15 protein-coding genes are annotated in these 17,692 nt (G+C 61.5%); 11 read left to right on the forward strand and 4 right to left on the reverse strand.

Annotated elements, in window-relative coordinates; genetic code table 11:
* Positions 1–36 precede the first annotated feature (36 nt).
* On the forward strand, positions 37–1,227 hold the full coding sequence (locus tag OW493_RS14485) for a glycosyltransferase family 4 protein (RefSeq protein WP_289864657.1): 1,191 nt from the start codon (positions 37–39) through the stop codon (positions 1,225–1,227).
* A 63-nt stretch (positions 1,228–1,290) separates the two neighbouring features.
* Here OW493_RS14485 and OW493_RS14490 read toward each other — a convergent pair whose 3' ends face one another.
* Positions 1,291–2,226 (reverse strand): glycosyltransferase family 8 protein, encoded by a 936-nt coding sequence (locus OW493_RS14490; protein ID WP_136938673.1) that lies wholly within the window; start codon positions 2,224–2,226, stop codon positions 1,291–1,293.
* A 165-nt stretch (positions 2,227–2,391) separates the two neighbouring features.
* On the opposite strand from OW493_RS14490, the gene OW493_RS14495 reads away from it, so the two are divergent.
* The 4 genes from OW493_RS14495 to OW493_RS14510 all read left to right on the forward strand — a co-directional run bounded on the left by OW493_RS14495 (position 2,392) and on the right by OW493_RS14510 (position 6,526).
* The gene (locus OW493_RS14495; RefSeq protein WP_167592976.1) at positions 2,392–3,012 is read left to right on the forward strand and encodes a sulfotransferase family 2 domain-containing protein; all 621 of its coding nucleotides are present in this window, start codon (positions 2,392–2,394) and stop codon (positions 3,010–3,012) included.
* A 148-nt stretch (positions 3,013–3,160) separates the two neighbouring features.
* Positions 3,161–4,369: a glycosyltransferase family 4 protein gene (locus tag OW493_RS14500; protein ID WP_289864661.1), complete on the forward strand. Its 1,209-nt coding sequence runs from the start codon at positions 3,161–3,163 to the stop codon at positions 4,367–4,369.
* A 124-nt stretch (positions 4,370–4,493) separates the two neighbouring features.
* The gene (gene upp / locus OW493_RS14505) at positions 4,494–5,123 is read left to right on the forward strand and encodes a uracil phosphoribosyltransferase (RefSeq protein WP_077374565.1); all 630 of its coding nucleotides are present in this window, start codon (positions 4,494–4,496) and stop codon (positions 5,121–5,123) included.
* 122 nt (positions 5,124–5,245) lie between these two features.
* The gene (locus tag OW493_RS14510) at positions 5,246–6,526 is read left to right on the forward strand and encodes a uracil-xanthine permease family protein (protein WP_289864663.1); all 1,281 of its coding nucleotides are present in this window, start codon (positions 5,246–5,248) and stop codon (positions 6,524–6,526) included.
* A gap of 145 nt (positions 6,527–6,671) precedes the next feature.
* Here OW493_RS14510 and OW493_RS14515 read toward each other — a convergent pair whose 3' ends face one another.
* The 3 genes from OW493_RS14515 to OW493_RS14525 are packed head-to-tail and all read right to left on the reverse strand — an operon-like array spanning position 6,672 to position 11,189.
* Positions 6,672–7,358 (reverse strand): helix-turn-helix domain-containing protein, encoded by a 687-nt coding sequence (locus OW493_RS14515; RefSeq protein ID WP_289864666.1) that lies wholly within the window; start codon positions 7,356–7,358, stop codon positions 6,672–6,674.
* 40 nt (positions 7,359–7,398) lie between these two features.
* Positions 7,399–9,660: a cache domain-containing protein gene (locus OW493_RS14520; RefSeq protein ID WP_289864668.1), complete on the reverse strand. Its 2,262-nt coding sequence runs from the start codon at positions 9,658–9,660 to the stop codon at positions 7,399–7,401.
* Positions 9,657–11,189: a sigma-54 dependent transcriptional regulator gene (locus tag OW493_RS14525; RefSeq protein ID WP_289864671.1), complete on the reverse strand. Its 1,533-nt coding sequence runs from the start codon at positions 11,187–11,189 to the stop codon at positions 9,657–9,659. Before OW493_RS14525 ends, OW493_RS14520 begins: the two co-directional genes overlap by 4 nt.
* 546 nt (positions 11,190–11,735) lie before the next feature.
* Between OW493_RS14525 and OW493_RS14530 the strand changes: the two genes are divergently transcribed.
* From OW493_RS14530 to glp, 6 genes are all read left to right on the forward strand, one after another.
* Positions 11,736–12,665 carry a substrate-binding domain-containing protein gene (locus OW493_RS14530; RefSeq protein WP_289864673.1) on the forward strand — a complete coding sequence of 310 codons (930 nt, stop codon included), beginning with the start codon at positions 11,736–11,738 and terminating at the stop codon, positions 12,663–12,665.
* A gap of 26 nt (positions 12,666–12,691) precedes the next feature.
* Positions 12,692–13,366, forward strand: coding sequence for an ABC transporter permease (locus OW493_RS14535; protein ID WP_205632739.1), 675 nt, complete (start codon positions 12,692–12,694; stop codon positions 13,364–13,366).
* A gap of 176 nt (positions 13,367–13,542) precedes the next feature.
* On the forward strand, positions 13,543–14,235 hold the full coding sequence (locus OW493_RS14540) for an ATP-binding cassette domain-containing protein (protein WP_289864677.1): 693 nt from the start codon (positions 13,543–13,545) through the stop codon (positions 14,233–14,235).
* A gap of 95 nt (positions 14,236–14,330) precedes the next feature.
* Entirely contained in the window at positions 14,331–15,080 is a 750-nt protein-coding gene (gene mobA, locus OW493_RS14545; RefSeq protein ID WP_289864679.1) for a molybdenum cofactor guanylyltransferase MobA, read from the forward strand.
* Positions 15,081–15,538: 458 nt separating this feature from the next.
* Positions 15,539–16,162, forward strand: a complete 624-nt coding sequence (mobB, locus tag OW493_RS14550; protein WP_191237472.1) for a molybdopterin-guanine dinucleotide biosynthesis protein B — start codon at positions 15,539–15,541, stop codon at positions 16,160–16,162.
* On the forward strand, positions 16,159–17,568 hold the full coding sequence (gene glp, locus OW493_RS14555) for a gephyrin-like molybdotransferase Glp (protein ID WP_289864681.1): 1,410 nt from the start codon (positions 16,159–16,161) through the stop codon (positions 17,566–17,568). The genes mobB and glp overlap by 4 nt, the downstream gene beginning before the upstream one ends.
* Positions 17,569–17,692: the final 124 nt, after the last annotated feature.

Below are 17,692 nucleotides of genomic sequence, written 5' to 3' on the forward strand. Positions count from 1 at the left end.
GAGTGAAGACGAGAAACCACATTGACGCATCCGACATTGCAAGGACCTCGCGCGGGTCATCTGATCAGTCTCAAGAATCTGGGAGGGGCCGAGCGCACCTTCACCAATTTCTATCGCATGGCCGCCAATGAGCGTGATCATCATGTGCTGTTGCAGACCCCCGAGATTCATCCGATGCTGCAGTCCGTCTATGCGGACTTTCCAGGTCGCGTGCACGATATAAAGCGCTATCTCGGTATCAAGATCCCGCGTCAGCTCCCCTGGCTGCGGGATAACTGCCAGGTGCGATTGCTCGATGATGAAGAGATGCAGGCAATCGTGGTGTGGAACAAGCTGCGTCACCATCCTCTGCATTTTCCTGAGCACATCAGCCTCATCCATTACGAGCATGGCGCTGCCTGGTTCGTGGAGCCTACCCCCGAGGTCGAGGATTACCTCTCGAGGCTCGATGGCATCATCTGCAACTCCCATGCCGCCAGTCGCATGTTGCAATTGTCGCTCGGCATCCGTGACACCTTGCCCTGCAAGGTGGTGCGCAATTCCATCGTGCTGCCCGAGAAGGCATCCACGCATCCGGCTTCGCGATTCAGAATCGGTTTTGCAGGACGCCTGACCGGCCTCAAGGCGCCAGTGATTGCCATCGAGGCGCTGCGAGATCTCAAGGTCAGTGTGCCCCATGCTGAGCTTTGGATCGCTGGTACGGGGACGCTGGAGGCGGCTCTCAAGTCATTGGTCATCGAGTGGGGGCTTGAAGATAGTGTCCGCTTCTGTGGCCTGCTCAGTGACATGAGTGAATTCTATTCTTCCCTCGATGCCTTCATCTGTCCTTCCTGGCGCGAGCCGTTCGGCAATGTGGTGCAGGAAGCCCTGGCGCATGGAGTGCCTGCGATCGTCGGCAATGTCGATGGATTGCCGGAGCAGATCACCTCCGGCCTCAATGGTGAGGTGCTGACACCCGGACGCCCGAAGGGTGAGCTCGCCCGTTATGGAGAAGACTTCGTCCAGGGGCCGGACAGAGTCTATTCACCCGAGCGCGATGCCATCGTGCAGGCGCATGTCCTGGACTCGGCCGCCATTGCCGATGTCCTGCAGCGTTGGGCGGAAAGCCCGGAGCAGCGGAGAGAGATGGGGACGGTCGCCCGCGAGATCATCGCACGAGATTTCTGTCAGCAACGGTACTGCCAGGGGATTGGTGACTTCATTGCCGAGGTAGTGGACAAGCGGTAATCAAGAGGCGGCCATGATGATGAATTGAATGGCATCTCCGAGAGATGCCATTCAAGGAAATCGTTATCGATGAGCGTCAAGCAACTCCTGGCTCATGGATCTTCTTTTGTGGTACTTGTATAACTTCTGCAATTCAATATAAGACAGAATGGATTTCTTGAGTGTCTTGTTGTTGACGATATTGCCAGAGGCCCATGGCGTCTTGGCTCTATAATAAAAGTAAACATCCTTCAATGGATGCAGTGAGCCATATTCCCAAGGCTTGCTGCCTTTTCCCATGTAGTGAATCATCTTGGGTTTCTCGATGGACTCCAGGAATTCATGTTCCGCTCTATGCTGTTCATCCATTCTTTTCTCAAGAATCTTGTAAGCAGGACGTTGAGCATTCCAGACCAACGGTAATTGTGTCCATTGGCCGTCGAGAATTTTATTCAGTGCGGATTGTTCAGGATATAGACAGAGTTCGGGGTGTTTTCTCAAGAAATATAATGCCCTCTCGCCAATATTATATTCCTTCCAGCGAGGCATGTTGATCAACATCAAGCCGCAGTTGAAGTATTTGCCTTTCTCCAGGCCCAATGATTTATAAGGAGATCGGCCAATATTCTCCACAGCGGCCAGCGTGAAGTCCTGGGTCGGCAGGTCATCCATGATCGTCGTGATATCGTCCACGACGATAGTATCGCAATCAATGCATACGATATGTTGAATGGAAGGGTCGATGACCTCACTCAGATATAATCTGAAATAGATGGAAAGCCCGTAACGTTTGACCTCCAGTCCTTCAAACTTGCTCTCGTGCAGGTAAGTAAAGGTGATCTGTGACTGGTAGGGCGCGATCATTGCGTGCAATCTGGAAATGGTGTCGGACGACAGTCCTCCATCACCAATGATGAAGCTCAGCGCTTCTGGCTTTTGACAGTTATCAAGTATGGACATGATAGTCGTGGCTAGATGAGGCGCATAGTTTTCATCGCACGATATAAAAATATGGAGCATGGCTGATGGTCACACCGTAAGTCTATTTCCATGTACTGTAACATTGCGCTGGCGCATGATCTACTTCTTCCTTTTTTTGACGGTATGTACACGAAAAATGCGTATTGTTTGCCTACTCTTGCGGCAAGGTGATGGATCATTCGCAATCTATGTATGAGGCTTGTCATGTGGTTGAAGCACGAATTCCCTTATCGTAAACACTTTGATCGCAACAAATGTATTTTCATACATATTCCCAAGGCCGCCGGGACCTCGGTTCTAGCCGCATTGGGAAAGAAGAGTGAAAAAGGCAGAGATCATGTTTCCTGGCAAACTTATAAAAAAGCAGATAGCAAGAAATTCAATAATTACTTCAAGTTCTCCTTTGTGCGAAATCCCTATGATCGCGCTTTTTCCGCATACCATTATATATTGAAGGGTGGGAATCAGGGGCCTGAGGACAGTCGCGTGGCAGCCTCACTCGCAAAGTATCGTGGCTTTGATGACTTTGTGGAAAACGGGCTCTGGCAAGGTGCTTTTCGCAGTCATCTGTTATTCCACTCTCAATCTTCTTTCATCATGTCGGCAGATGACAGGTTGATGGTGGATTTCCTGGGACATTTCGAGACGCTGGATCAGGACTTCAAGATTGTCGCTGAGAAGCTGGGTATCGATTCCTCCATTGCTCATCGCAACAAGGGGGATGTCCGCTGTCGTGTGGCTCAGGAAAGTATGGCGTCTGCCACGCGAGAGAAGTTGGCCATCCTCTATGCACAGGACTTTGCCAATTTTGGGTATCCTTCTTGAGCAATGATTGTCGGAGGTTGGATGTGGACTCATCCTCTCATGAGAGGGCAGGTGAGTCATCGGGGATGTCAGGCATGGCGCGGTGCTGATGTTTCCGTTGTGATAATGTTGGCTTCCGATAGGGACGCATTCACATAGAAGGGGCGCCATGGGAAGTCAGCCGAAGATAGGTCATCTCGTCAGCCTGAGAAATCTGGGCGGAGTGGAACGTCACTTTTCACGCTTCTTCACTACCATGCTGGAAGCCGGAAATGATTATCATGTCCTTCCGATGACCGATCGAATCCACCCTATCGTACAAGAAGAATTGAGTGATCATTTCTGGCGAATTCATTCCGTCAAGGGACCTCGTGGCATCAATCTTCCCAGGCAGATTCCATGGTTGCGTTCTACGTATCAGCGGAAATTGCTGAAATCATTGACGCTTGAGCAGTTGGTCATCTGGAATAAATATCGCAACTTCCCCATTGCTCTCCCAAATGACGTACCCATCGTGCATTTCGAGAGAGGCAGCGCCTGGTTCATCGAGCCGGCTCCCGATATCCAGCGCTACGTGGAACGCTGGTCCGGCGTCATCTGCAATTCCCATGCATCACTGCGCATGCTCCAGCTGAAGCTAGGTCTATCAGAGGAGTGCCCGGCGCTTGTGGCACGCAATGCCATGTCGCTACCGCAGGTGACGGCAACCCATGACGGCGACGTCTTCCGGTTGGGGTTTGCCGGTCGACTGACGGCACTCAAGGCGCCTGTCGTGGCGCTCGAGACCATCAGATTGCTGCGGGACATCCATGCGAATGTGGAGCTGCATATCGCGGGAGACGGGCCTTTGCGACACCCCTTGCAAGCACTGGTGACAAGGTGGGGGCTGGCCGATGTCGTGACGTTTCATGGCGCGGTCAAGGAGATGTCGGAATTCTATTGCACGCTGGATGCTTTCATCTGCCCTTCCTGGCGTGAGCCATTCGGTAACGTGGTGCAGGAAGCCTTGGCGCATGGCGTGCCGACCATCGTCGGCAATGTCGATGGGCTGCCGGAGCAGGTCATCGCGGGAGAGAATGGCGCCGTGCTTCCCACCATCAGATCCATAGGTGAACTTGCAGAGCATGATCTCGCTTTCGTCGGGCCAGAGGTCAGGGTCTATTCGCCTGACGAGGATGCCATCGTTGCGGCCAGGGTGATATCGCCAGTGGCAGCAGCAGAAGTGCTTGATAAATGGATCGCCAGTCCTGAGCTTCGGTGTGAAATGGGCCGACGTGCGCGTCAGATTCTGGCTGAGCGCTTCGATTACCCTGATTACTGTTCAGCCGTCGGCGATTTTCTTGACCGCCTCGCCCGTGACGATGTCGGGTGCGCTTAACATCAAAGTCCTGCTCGGCTAGAATACGCCCAATTTGCCAGCCTCTCTGCCTGCCATCGTCCCTCGCTGGCGGGGTAGTGCTGCGCAATCATGAGCACCATCTTCTGTCCCAAGAGGTATTTCCATGAGCGTCCATGCCATCAATCATCCACTGGTCCAGCACAAGCTCGGCCTGATGCGTGCAGCAGGCATCAGCACCAAGAGCTTCCGTGAGCTGGCCAGTGAGGTCGCCAAGCTGTTGACCTATGAGGCAACCCAGGACCTTGAGCTGGAAACTACCACCATTGACGCCTGGAGCGGCAACGAGCTGGACGTCCAGAGCATCAAGGGCAAGAAAGTGACCATCGTGCCGATCCTGCGTGCCGGTCTCGGCATGCTGGAAGGGGTGACGGACCTGATTCCCAGCGCGCGCATCAGCGTGGTGGGACTGTACCGTGATGAGGAAACCCTCGAGCCGGTACCGTACTTCGAGAAGTTCGTCTCGGATCTCGATGAGCGTCTGGCGATCGTCATCGACCCGATGCTGGCGACAGGCGGTTCCATGATCGCCACGCTGGACATGCTGAAGGCCAAGGGCTGCCAGCAGATCAAGGTGATCGTGCTGGTCGCGGCACCGGAAGGCATCGCCAAGGTGCAGGAGTCCTATCCTGACATCGAGATCTTCACGGCTTCCGTCGATGATCGTCTTGATGAGAATGGCTACATCGTCCCGGGTCTTGGTGACGCCGGTGACAAGATCTTCGGCACGCGCTAAGCGCCTCGCCTGAGCTCTCGACGCCCTACGCCTTGCGTGGGGCGTTTTTGTATCTGCCTTACCTGTCTGAGCAGTCAGGTTGAGGCCTTCCTTCGTCAGTTCATTGAATAGAATCTTCCGCCATGTCGTCTTCTCAAGCCCCGGACTCCGCTTCCTCTGCCTCTCATGATGCTCTCCAGACTCCTGAGAAGGAGCCTTTCACGCTGGCGACGCTGATCACGGGAGCACAGATGCTCTTCGTGGCCTTCGGTGCGCTGGTGCTGGTGCCGTTGCTGACTGGCCTTGATCCCAACGTCGCGCTGTTCACGGCAGGGGTCGGGACGCTGGTCTTCCAGAGCGTCACCAAGGCGAGCGTGCCGGTCTTTCTCGCCTCGTCATTCGCCTTCATCGCTCCCATCCAGAGTTCGGTCGCCAACTTCGGCATTCCCGCCACCATGGGGGGATTGTTCGTTGCCGGACTGGTCTATGTGCTGCTGGCGCAGTGCATTCGTCTCAAGGGCGTCGGCATCGTGCATCGCCTGTTGCCTGCCGTGGTGGTGGGGCCTGTCATCATGGTGATCGGACTGGCGCTGGCACCGACCGCCGTCCAGATGGCCACGGGGGAATTCAGTGACACCATTTCTCATGGACAGGCACTGACCCTCTCGCTGGTGAGTCTTGCCGTCACCCTGATACTGTCGATCTTCGGTCACGGACTGTGGCGCCTCATCCCGATTCTCGGCGGGATCATCACCGGCTATCTGCTGGGACTGGCCATGGGGGTGATCGACCTGTCGCCTGTGGCGGAGGCGGCGTGGCTGGCCTTGCCAAGCTTCACCGCTCCTACCTTCGAGTTCTCCGCCATCCTGTTCATGATTCCGGTCGCCATCGCGCCGGCCGTGGAGCATATCGGTGACATGGTGGCCATCGGCTCCGTGACGCGTCAGAACTATCTGAAGAAGCCGGGGCTGCATCGGACACTGCTGGGAGATGGCCTGGCCACCAGCGCGGCCTCATTGTTCGGTGGACCGCCCAACACGACATACTCGGAAGTGACGGGCGCCGTCATGCTGACGCGCAATTTCAATCCGCGTGTCATGACCGTCGCGGCCTGCGTGGCCATCTCGCTTGCCTTCATCGGCAAGGTGGGGGCGGTACTGCAGACGATTCCCACCCCTGTCATGGGTGGCATCATGTGCCTGCTGTTCGGGTCGATCGCCGTGGTGGGGATGAACACCCTGGTGCGTGCCGGTGATTCGCTTACCGCGCCGCGCAATCTGGTGATCGCGTCCTTGATTCTGGTCTTCGGGATTGGCGGCATGCAGGTTGGTGGTGGCCAGTTCACGCTGCAGGGCGTCAGCCTGGCGGCCATTCTGGGGATCGTGCTCAATCTGGTGCTGCCCCCGGCGAAAGAGGGGGAGTGAACCCTCACGGCCTGTCGAGTGAGCGGATGCCCAGGTGAATCGCGGTTCTGATGAATGCCCCTCTTTCGTGTCGCGGTACTGGCAGGAAAGAGGGGCATTCTTGATTGATGCGTGGCTCGCTGGGAAGAAAGGGGGCTCCTTCGGTTTATCCCGCGCTGGCGATGCATGACCAGTGACAGGCTGTCAGGCTTTCCTCGTCCAGTGGTTCAGACCCATCAGCATCTTGCGCCTGGGCATGGTGGAGTCGGTAGCGCTCTCCGGCCTGCAGCCGCACGGCATCTCCGGATCTGAGGTGGATATCGAGCGCTTCTGCCGGCAGCTCGATGCGCAGTCGCCCGCGGGTGACGAGCAAGAGGCTGTCATGGCTTGCCTGCAGGCTGACGCTGTCCTGGTCTTCAAGCCTCCCCAGCGTGACCTGCGGTTTCTGACGACGCTGCCCTGAGGCATCAGGCCAGTCGGGAATCTTGCGCAGTCGCGTGTCAGCGGGGCTTTCCTCGCATGGTGCATGCTCCTCACGGCGCAGCACTCGCGCAGGCGCCTCGGGGATCTCGTCGCTGAAGAAGTGACTGAGCGAGACGGGGAAGACATCGAGTATCTTGTTGAGCGAGCTGACAGAGGGGCTGACGGCATCCTGCTCGACCTGGGAAATGGTCGAGTTGGTCACGTTGGCGCGCTTGGCGAGTTCGCGTTGAGACAGGCCGTGGCGGGTGCGCAGGATGCGCAGGCGCTGGCCAAGCGTCGGCGACGTGTTCGCGTGACGGGCTTGTGGCTCATCGGTGGATGCCGTCGAGGTCTGGCGGGCTGGAGAGGGAGTCGAATTGGCCGATGGCATATGGCAAAGGCTCCGGTCGGTGGATGGCAGGGCAGGGGGATCAACTGGCACGGCTGCTGCCACCGGCGCTCAGGGTCTCGAGCAGGTGTCGGCCCTGGTTGTCTTCGTGGTGACGCCGCGCGATACAAGGCAGCCACAGGCAGAAGGTCGCGCCGCCCCCGGGCGTCTCTTCCAGCCACAGTCGTCCGCCCAGTTGCGTGATCAACCCGGACGAGACCGACAGACCGATGCCGGAGCCGTTGGCGCGCGTGGTGAAGAAAGGGATGAAGATGCGCTCCCTGAGGTGTTCCGGGACGCCATTGCCGTGATCGGTGATCCGGATCTCGATGCCGGCCACGACCTCACCGCCGGGGTCTCCTGTCATCACCGGCGAGTGATCCTCCTCCACACAGGCGAGCGTCGCGTCGCGATCGGCGCTGGTGATGCATAGCGTGTCCGGTCCGGGTGCCATCTCGATGGCATTGATGAGCAGGTTGACCAGCACCTGTGTCAGCTGGGCGCGGTCGGCCTCGATCTGACGTGTCGCCGAGAGCTCATGCGTCAATCTGTGTCCGTGATGATCCAGGGCATGGCGTACCAGTACTTCGACGCTATGGATGGCCTCATCTGGATGAATCTGGCTGAGGTTCGGGGGGCTCAGCGTGGTGGGGAGCGTCTCGCCCGGCAGGTCAGGCAGCTCTGCCTGTGCGCCGTGGTGGCTCGCCTGATGTGGGTCACGTGCATACTGGCGCAGGTTGTCGACCAGCGCGCGAATCCGTTCCACCTGATGGATGATGGTCGCGATTTCCTCGCGTACGGGGTCTGCCTGGTCGCCGAGAATGACCTCGATCAACTCGACATGCCCGAGGATGACGGCGGCGGGATTGTTGATCTCATGCCCGATGCCTGCCGTAAGTTCCCCGAGTGCTGCCAGCTTCTCGCGGGTCAACAGCTTCGCGCGTGCTTCGCGCAACAGGCGGACATGCTCCTCCAGTGCCTGGCTGCGCTCGCGCAGCGTGTTCGTCTGTGCGCTCAAGTCACGCGTGCGGTCCTCGACCTGGGCTTCCAGGGTATTGGCGGCCGCCTGAATCTCGCTGCGGTGCGCCTCCAGCCGCGCCAGCATGGTATCGAATTCCTGCGCCAGCTCATCCAGCTCATCACCGCGACGCTGTTCGGGGCCAAGCGAGGCAAGCGGCCCGATGCGCAGCCCATCACTGGAGGGTGCATCGCGAACGGCATGCACCACATGGCGTATCTGGCGAATGGGGCGCATCAGGCGCTCGACCCCGCCCCAGACCAGTACAACTCCCAACAGGCTGACCGCCAGCAGTACCAGGCTGATGTGGACCAATGTCTCCCGGTAGAGTCGCACGTAGGGTGCCTGGGGGTAGCCCGCGTAGATCATGCCGATCCGCTGGCCGTCCAGAGAATCCAGAGGCGCATAGGCGGCAACGAACCAGTCGCGTACCACGAAGGCGCGATTGACGTAGCGCTGCCCCTCACCGATGACCTGACGGGTCACTTCGAGCGAGGCCTGCGTGCCGAGTGCGCGTTCACCGGTGCTGTCAGTCACGTTGGTGGCAATTCGGACATCGTCCAGAAACAGGGTGATGGTGCCTGTGCCATCCAGCGGCAGCGTCCCCGGGCCGTAGAGGAGATCGCGGATCTCATCCACCAGGTTCGGGTCACGATTGAGCAGCCGCCCGGCATCAAGCACGCCCACGAGCGTCCCGCGTGAATCCATGATCGGCACCAGCGCACGCAACAGCATGCCGCGCGTTTCCTCACGCCGCGCGCTGGGTTGTGCATGAGGTGTCCGGCGCAGGGCCAGGCGGGCCCGCTCTGCCAGCAAGGGGTCGAGGGATGCCAGCGAATCGGCGCTGAGCATGTCGAGGCCATCCAGGCTCTCGCCCTGGCGAAGGCGCGGAACCAGGGCGGCGACGCCGGGCGTCTGTCCGAGCTGCTCCGCTGGCAGCCAGCGGAGCCAATCGGCGTTGAGGGTCTCACGCAACGCCTTCAGACGAGGCGCCAGTGTCTCGGTCGATGGTGAGGTCGAGCCTGGCAGCGTGGTGGACTGGCGCAGGTTGCGGCGCAGGGTTTCCAGGCCGTCACGAAGTCGCTGGTGCTGACGTTGCAGCGTGCGGCTTGCCACATCGAGGTCGCTGCGCACGTTCATGTACAGCTGGCGGTCGGTGTAGGCGGTGGTCCAATAGGCGGTCAGGCCGACCAGCGCCAGCAGCAACAGCAGCAGCGGGGCCAGCGTCAGCACCAGCAAGCGGCGGCGCAGCGAGCCGGCAAGGTAATGGCGCAGGCGCTGGATCATGCAGGGTCATCAGCCGAGCGGTGAGACGAGTCGCGGTCAGGCATGGCGCTCTCGGCCTCGGCGCGCCAGTGGGTCAGCTTGCGATCCAGCGTCTTGCGCGAGATGCCCAGCTGACGTGCGGCAGCGGACTTGTTGTTGGCGTGATGCTCCAGTACTGCACGCAGATGCGCTTGCTCCACACGATCCAGCGACCACACCAGCGGATAGCCGTGTGAAGCCTCGCTGTCGGCCTCCCCCCCCGCATGGGGGGCGGCAGCGTTACCTGGTGCATCCGAGGCGCCGGGCATCGCGGCATGGCCAGACGTGAGAGAGGTGCCGGAGGCCGGGAGGGCATCGCCGGGCAGGCGTCCCAGCAGCAGCGCGCGCTCGATGACATTCTTCAATTCACGCACGTTGCCGGGCCAGGCATAGCGACACAGGCGCGCAAGGTCGGTGTGATCCCAGGGGACCTCGGGCAGTCCCAGTTCGCGCGACAGCTGTCGAGAGAAATGCAGAGCCAGGGCAGGAATGTCCGCGGGGCGATCCCGCAGTGCCGGCAGCCGCAAGCTGAGCACGTTCAAGCGGTAGTAGAGGTCTTCCCGGAAGCGACCCGCCGCGACCTCCGTCTCGAGCGTGCGATGGGTGGCGGCCACGATGCGCACATCGACGGCCTGCTCCTGCTCACCGCCCACTGGGCGCACGCGTCGGGTTTCCAGTACCCGCAACAGCCTGGACTGCATGGTCAGCGGCATCTCGCCGATTTCATCCAGGAACAGGGTGCCGCCATCGGCGAAGCTGAACAGCCCATCACGTCCGCGGTGGGCGCCGGTGAAGGCCCCCTTGAGGTGACCGAAAAGCTCGCTCTCCAGAAGTTCCGGACTGATGGCGCCACAGTTGACCGGTACGAAGGCACCGCGCCGTCCGGAGAGGCGGTGCAGGTCGCGTGCCGCCAGCTCCTTGCCGGTGCCGGATTCCCCGAGTATCAGCACGGGAGAGGGGGCCGGCGCGACGCGCGCGATGATCTGCGCGAGTTCCTGCATGCCGGGGGTCTCGCCCTGCAGGCTGGCCTCCTCACCCTGGTGGCGTGCATTGTCACGACGCAGCAGGAAGTTCTCACGTGCCAGCTGGCGGCGTTCGAGGCAGCGGTCTATCGCGGCGTGCAGCTGTTCGAGGCGGAACGGCTTGATGATGAAATCACTGGCACCTGCGCGCAGGGCACGTACGGCGGTATCGAGATCGGCATAGGCCGTCATGAAGATGACGTCGCTGACCGATGACGGTGACAGGGCTTCCTCCCACTCAAGGCCATCACGTCCCGGCAGGCGGATGTCGAGCAGGATGAGGTCAAAATGCAGGCGCGAGCGCAGCGATTCGGCCTGCTCGACGCTTTCGACGGCTTCGATCATCGCGAAGCGGGATGCCAGCGCCTTTTCCAGGTAACGCCGCATGCCCGGCTCGTCATCGACGATCAGGACCGATGCGGTCGGCAAAGCCTGGTCGTGCGTGGCGCGACGCGCCTCCCGTGCGGGAGAGGTGGCGTGGACGGTCATGGCGTTCCTCTATCATGCGTGGCGTGCATCGGGGCGATGGTCATACGGGTATGGCGTGTCAGGGTGGCGTTCGTTCGCTCATTGTCGCGCGGCGCACGGTACTTTATCTAGCCATTCTCTCGATCTTGCCATTCTCTCGGCATTCGCTTTCGCCCGGCGCGGCCACAGTCACCACGGTGTCGGGTGAAGCGAGGTCCAGAGGCCCGCGCATGAGGCCATCGCAGCAGCGAGAGTCAGGGCCGCGAGCGGGTGGCCAGCGCGAAGGAACAGTGTATCGTGTCGTCCCGCGCAGGCTCACGGGTGGGTCAAGATGACCCGCCTGTGGCAGGGCGGCGATATCCTGTCAGTATTCTCGCCGGCGCTCACCCGGGCATCCAGGCATTGCCAGCGGGCCATGTGCAGGACAAGCCTGCAGATGAATGGCGAGAGCGTGGCCTTGCGGGCACGCTGCTTGCAATGTCTTGCCGCGGGGAGATGGCCAGCCACCGCTGGAGGATCATCTCCCTCGTGAATCACCCCGATAATGACACGCCAGGGAGCTACCTCATGCCGCATCGCCACATCCTCTCCGCCCGCCATCTGCTGGGTGCCATCGCCGGTCTGTCTCTCGGCGCGCTGAGCCTGCAGCCCGCTCAGGCCGCGGGTGACATCATCCGCCTCGCGACCACCACCAGTACCTACAATTCCGGCCTGCTGGACAATCTGTTGCCGGCATACGAACAGGCCAACGATGTCACTATCCAGGTGATCGCCGTAGGGACCGGCAAGGCATTGCGCATGGGGCAGGATGGCGATGTGGATCTGGTGATGACGCATGCGCCGGGCGCGGAGCGCAAGTTCGTCGATGCCGGGTATGGCATCGAGCCACATGGCGTGATGTACAACGACTTCGTGCTGCTGGGGCCCAAGGCGGATCCGGCCAATGTCGAGGGCATGTCCGACGTGGACGCGGCCCTGGCCAGAATTGCCGAGAGCAATGCCGGCTTCGTGTCACGCGGTGATGACTCCGGGACTCACAAGAAGGAGTTGTCGCTGTGGGCGAGCGCCGATGTCGTCCCCGACTTCTCGGCATACAAGGCCGTGGGGCAGGGGATGGGCAAGGTGCTGAGCATGGCCAGCGAGCTGCAGGATTACACCCTGAGTGACCGCGGCACCTGGCTTGCCATGCAGGACAAGCTCGACCTTTCCGTGCTGGTGGAGGGAGATGCGCGCCTGTTCAATCCCTACCAGGTGATTCTGGTCAACCCGGCCAATCATGAAGGTCTGAACACCGAAGGCGCCCGTGCGCTGGCTCAGTGGCTGATTTCCCGTGAGGGTCAGCAGGCGATCGATGACTTCCGTCTCAAGGGGCAGGCGCTGTTCCATGCCAGCCACGGTGAAACCGGTTTCGATGCCCAGAAGACAGCGGATGGCAGTGGTGCAGGTCAGGCAGCCGGCGGTGAGACTGCCACCCAGCAGGCGGCGCCGCGTTCGTGACGCTCTGGCATACCACGCAGGAGGCCATGGGCCTCCTGCTGAGCATGGACGCCGCACTCTGGGAAATCATCGGCGTCTCTTTCCGGGTCTCGCTGATGGCCATGCTGGTGGCTGTACCGCCGGCTCTGCTGATCGCCTTCGTGCTGGTGCGTTGCGCCTTCCCGGGGCGCTGGCTGTTGATCTCGCTGGTGAATACCCTGATGGCCGTGCCCACCGTGGTGGTGGGGCTGCTGCTGTTCATTCTGCTGTCACGGGCAGGCCCTCTGGGGGATTGGCATCTGCTGTTCACCCAGCCAGCGATGATTCTGGGCCAGATTCTGCTGGCGCTGCCGATATTGGTGGTGATGCTGCATGCAGCACTGGCTGGCGTGGACAGGCGTGCCTGGGAAACCGCATTGCAATTGGGGGCATCCCGGCCTGCGGCGTTGTGGCGGCTGGTGATGGAGGCACGCTTCGGGGTGATGGCCGCGTTGGTGGCGGCGTTTGGTAGAATCATCGCGGAAGTGGGTTGCGCCATGATGGTGGGTGGTAACATTGCCGGCTTTACCCGCAACATCACGACCGCGATCGCCCTGGAGACCCTCAAGGGAGAATACGCTCAGGGGGTCGCCCTGGGCATGGTGCTGCTGGTATTGGCCCTGGTGCTCAATCTGCTGCTGGGGCTGCTGCGTGGCCGTGGTCAGCTGGCCGTACAGGTCTGAGTGGCGTGCCGTGGATCACCGCATCGCGCAAGTCTGAATTGTCGTCTGGAGTTTCGATGTCCCCCCTCAACTCTTCGCCCTCATCCTCCTCGCCGGGCGAATCTCCCCATGAGGCCATGCTGACCTCGTCGTCAGAACCCGTGCCAGACGCTATGCCAGAACCCGTGGCAGAGTCTGTGCCAGAGCCCCGAACCCTCGCCGAGGAAAGTCTGCTGTGGGTGCGTGACCTGCAGTATCGTCTGCCTGACGCTCCCACGAGCCCTGGCCGCTTGCTGTGGCAGATACCCTCTCTGGAGTGGACGCCAGACCCGGGGCGCGGCTGGGTGCATCTGAGCGGAGACAATGGCAGTGGCAAGACCACCTTGCTCAGGGTGCTGGCCGGCATGCAGCCTGCCAGTGGTGGAGAGCTTCGCTGGCAGAAGGGGGCCGCCGGCCAGATACGCTATCTGCACCAGCAACCCTATCTCTTTGATACCAGCGTGGCCGGCAACCTGGTGCTGGCGGCGCGCTGGCAGCCGCAACGGCGCTCTGCCGGCGAGCAGCGCGATCAGGTCGAGGCCATGCTGGAGTGGAGCGGTCTGAGCGAGCATGCCCGTCAGCCGGCACGCTCGCTGTCCGGTGGCGAGCGTGCACGTCTGGCACTGGCGCGCGCCTGGCTGTCGCGTCCTCCCGTCCTGCTGCTGGATGAGCCAGCGGCCAATCTCGACCAGGCCGCCGTGGAGCAGCTGGCCATCCGTCTCGAGCAGATGTCCCAGGCGGGTTGCGCGGTGATTCTGTCCTCGCATCAGGACAACGCGCTGAGTCATGGCTGTACAGCACGCTGGACGTTGGCGGAAGCTAGCCTGCACACTGAGCGCATGCCTGGTTGAGCCCGACACGGGAAAGGTATCGTCGGTTCCCGTGTCTTGCGTGATCAGAGGAATTTTCTCGCGCGTCCGCCGCGCCTGCATCGAGACCCTCTCGCATGTCCAGACCCCACTCTGATGCCAACTCCGGCCCCTCTCGTGATGGCCAAACCAATCCCGGCGTGACACCTCTGCCGGCCAGTGGTGAACAGCTGGCGGCCTCGCTGACGCCGTCCAACATCACCGGTGTGATTCTGGCCGGCGGCCAGGCTCGGCGCATGGGCGGTGTCGACAAGGGGCTGGTCATGCTCAATGAGGTGCCCTTGATCGCGCATGTGCTGGCACGCCTCACGCCCCAGGTCGGTGAGCTGCTGATCAATGCCAATCGCTCGCATCAGGAATATGCCGTCTATGGTCATCCGCTGGTGGAAGACCGTGAGGCGGGCTATCACGGCCCTCTGATGGGCATGGCCAGTGCGCTGGCCGCCGCGCATACCGAGTGGGTGATGGTGGTGGCCTGTGACGTGCCGCATCTGCCCAATGACCTCGTGGATACCCTGAGCGTGGCGCTGATAGATCACGCCAACGGTGACAGGCTGGCCGGCTACCGTGTGCAGGGAGATGACACCTCGGCTGAGCCGGCGCTGCTGGCGGTGGCCGCCGATGCCGAGCGCTATCACCCCGTCATCTGCCTCCTGCACCGTGGCCTTTTGCCATCACTGGAAGCCGCTCTGGCGGCAGGTGAGCGCAAGATCGACCGCTGGTTCGCGCAACATGTCTGGCTGACGGTGCAGGCGGGCAAGGCCGAAGACTTCGCCAATCTCAATACGCTGGATGAGTGCAGAGCGATGGAATCCGGCCCCCACTGAGACTGCCCGCATCGATTGCCATTGCGGCGCGGCCGCTGCCGAGCCTGAGCCGCAGGACATTCAAGGCGTGTCATCCGACCCCACTCCGCTGGCCAGGCGAGTCATAATGATCCACGGTCAGTGCTCACCTGCCGTACATGTTGGAATTCAGCGGCGTATTGTCCTGCCGCGCCAGGCATGCCTGGCCTTGGACTTGCAGATTTACAGGCAAGCCTGTTGTGGCAGGCCACCCTTTTTTCATCATGTCGCCAACGCTCCTCATGAGCGGCGCTGAGAGAAAAGGGCCCGACATGTGGGTCGATGCCATCAGAATCATCGAATCGTATCGGCCATCACGTCGTGAGCACGCCGGAAACCTCAAGAGAATCGTCATGCCCGAGTTGCCCACTGATGCCATGGGGCGCGAAGCGTCCACTGTCTCTCATTCTTGCTCTTCCGCTGATACCGGCGGCGGGACGATGTCACCCGGTTGGGCGGCGAGACTTGCCGCCTCGGCCTGTCCGCTGCTGGGCATCGCCGCCTGGAGCGGCACGGGCAAGACCACCTTGCTGGAACAGTTGCTGCCGGCCTTGCGTGAGCGTGGTCTGCGAGTCGCCGTCATCAAGCACGCTCATCATGCCTTTGATGTGGATACGCCGGGCAAGGACAGTCATCGCCTGCGCTCGGCGGGGGCAACTCCCATGCTGGTTGCCTCTGCCCGGCGATTTGCGCTGATGATGGAGACGCCCGATCAACAGGAGGCGGATCTGGAGCAGCTTGTCGCGCAGCTCGATGGGCTGGCGGTGGATCTGATTCTCGTCGAGGGGTTCAAGCAGTGGCCATTGCCCAAGCTTGAGCTGCATCGCGCGGCCGTCGGCAAGCCGCTGCGGGCCTTGCATGATCCCTGGATACGGGCACTTGCCGTGCCAGGTTCAATGGATGAGCCAGTTGATGAGCCCGATGGCGAGTTCCCGGTGGCGCTTCCTGCGGATCTGACGCGGCTGGACCTTGATGATATCGATGCCTTGGCGGCCTGGGTGGCGGCCTGGCCGGTGCAATGGCGATTGAATGGCGGTCAGCCCCGTCAGGAGGTGGCCTCTTGAGTCTGTCGTGCTTTGACCCAAGATTCGGTGAGCGGATGCTGAGTGTCGACGAGGCGCTTGCGGTGCTGGGAGGCAGTCTGGCGAAGCTCGCGGCGACACGGCCCACCCAGCGCGTGCCACTCGCCCAGGCCGTCGGACATGCTCTGGCTGAGCCGGTGATATCGCCATTGGATGTGCCTGCCCAGACAAATGCCGCGATGGACGGTATCGCGCTGGCCCACGCGTCGCTGGCTGCCGGCGCGCTGGATGAGGGGGATCGATGCCAGCTCCGAGTCATCGGCAGCTCGCTGGCAGGGCACCCCTGGACGGGGCGCGCCCTGGCTCCGGGGGAGGCATTGCGCATCACGACCGGTGCGGCCTTGCCGGCGGGGGCTGACAGTGTGGTCATGCAGGAGCAGCTCGACTATTTCACGCCCGATGCCTCGCCTGATTCAATGCTTGATGCCGATAGCCAGGCGGGTGACGCCGAGACTGCCGAGCAGGTCGTGATTGACGGCGTCAGCAGCGTTCGCGCAGGGCAGAATGTGCGTCAGGCAGGCGAGGATATCGCCCGTGGCAGTGACGTGATCTCGGCGGGGCAATGGCTGTCGCCGGCGGCCATCGGGGTACTTGCATCGCTGGGACTGGCCGAACTCACCGTTCATCGTCCGCTGCGTGTGGCGATCTTCTCGACCGGTGATGAAGTGACGGCGCCGGGAGAGCCCTTGCCGGCCGGCGGCATCTATGATGCCAACCGTTTCAGCCTCACGGCTGCCTTGCATGCCGAGGGAGTCGAGGTGCTGGATCTCGGCATTCTGCGTGACCAGCGCGAGGCGTTGAGCATTGCCCTGCGAGATGCCGCGGCGCGGGCGGATCTGGTGATCACTTCCGGCGGCGTGTCGGTCGGCGAGGCAGATCATGTGCGCAGCGCGCTGGAGGCCTGTGGCCAGCTGGCGCTGTGGCGGATTGCCATGCGTCCCGGGCGCCCTCTGGCCTTTGGCGTACTGGCGGCAGAGGAAGGCCGGCAGGTGCCGTTCTTCGGTCTGCCCGGCAATCCGGTCGCCACCATGGTGACCTATCTGCAGTTCGTGCTGCCGGCGTTGCGCATGCTGGGGGGGCTGGGTCCGCTGAGCCCGGCACCGGCAGACCATCCTGGGACCCTGGCATGCTGGCAGTCACCGCGTCTGCAGATGGTGGCAGGCGAGACGCTGCGCTCACGGCCTGAACGAGTCGATTATCATCGCGGCCGGGTGACGCTCGATGACCAGGGGCGTCAGGTCGTGACTACCACTGGCCGTCAGGGATCGGGGATTCTGACTTCGATGCTGGCAGCGCAGTGTCTGATCGAGATCCCGGCAGGCTGCGCCTCCCTTCAGACCGGCGACCCGGTCATGGTGCAATGGCTGGGGACGCGTGGCCTGTCATGATGGCCTGCCAGGCCGAGCGATCGAACGCAGAGTTCGGCGCGTCGTCCGACATCCTCGGGCCGCCGACAGACCACGAAACAGGATCTACCGGGCTGTCGTGACGACCGCCCATGCTTACAGAGGT

Source organism: Cobetia sp. 14N.309.X.WAT.E.A4, from assembly GCF_030397495.1.
Lineage (GTDB): Bacteria > Pseudomonadota > Gammaproteobacteria > Pseudomonadales > Halomonadaceae > Cobetia > Cobetia marina.

Excerpts from the sequence above, each read along its gene's own strand:
- OW493_RS14490 (WP_136938673.1), bottom strand. The coding sequence starts at position 2,226 with ATGCTCCATATTTTTATATCGTGCGATGAAAACTATGCGCCTCATCTA.
- OW493_RS14495 (WP_167592976.1), top strand. The coding sequence starts at position 2,392 with ATGTGGTTGAAGCACGAATTCCCTTATCGTAAACACTTTGATCGCAAC.
- OW493_RS14500 (WP_289864661.1), top strand. The coding sequence starts at position 3,161 with ATGGGAAGTCAGCCGAAGATAGGTCATCTCGTCAGCCTGAGAAATCTG.
- upp (WP_077374565.1), top strand. The coding sequence starts at position 4,494 with ATGAGCGTCCATGCCATCAATCATCCACTGGTCCAGCACAAGCTCGGC.
- OW493_RS14510 (WP_289864663.1), top strand. The coding sequence starts at position 5,246 with ATGTCGTCTTCTCAAGCCCCGGACTCCGCTTCCTCTGCCTCTCATGAT.
- OW493_RS14515 (WP_289864666.1), bottom strand. The coding sequence starts at position 7,358 with ATGCCATCGGCCAATTCGACTCCCTCTCCAGCCCGCCAGACCTCGACG.
- OW493_RS14520 (WP_289864668.1), bottom strand. The coding sequence starts at position 9,660 with ATGATCCAGCGCCTGCGCCATTACCTTGCCGGCTCGCTGCGCCGCCGC.
- OW493_RS14525 (WP_289864671.1), bottom strand. The coding sequence starts at position 11,189 with ATGACCGTCCACGCCACCTCTCCCGCACGGGAGGCGCGTCGCGCCACG.
- OW493_RS14530 (WP_289864673.1), top strand. The coding sequence starts at position 11,736 with ATGCCGCATCGCCACATCCTCTCCGCCCGCCATCTGCTGGGTGCCATC.
- OW493_RS14535 (WP_205632739.1), top strand. The coding sequence starts at position 12,692 with ATGGGCCTCCTGCTGAGCATGGACGCCGCACTCTGGGAAATCATCGGC.
- mobA (WP_289864679.1), top strand. The coding sequence starts at position 14,331 with ATGTCCAGACCCCACTCTGATGCCAACTCCGGCCCCTCTCGTGATGGC.
- mobB (WP_191237472.1), top strand. The coding sequence starts at position 15,539 with ATGTCACCCGGTTGGGCGGCGAGACTTGCCGCCTCGGCCTGTCCGCTG.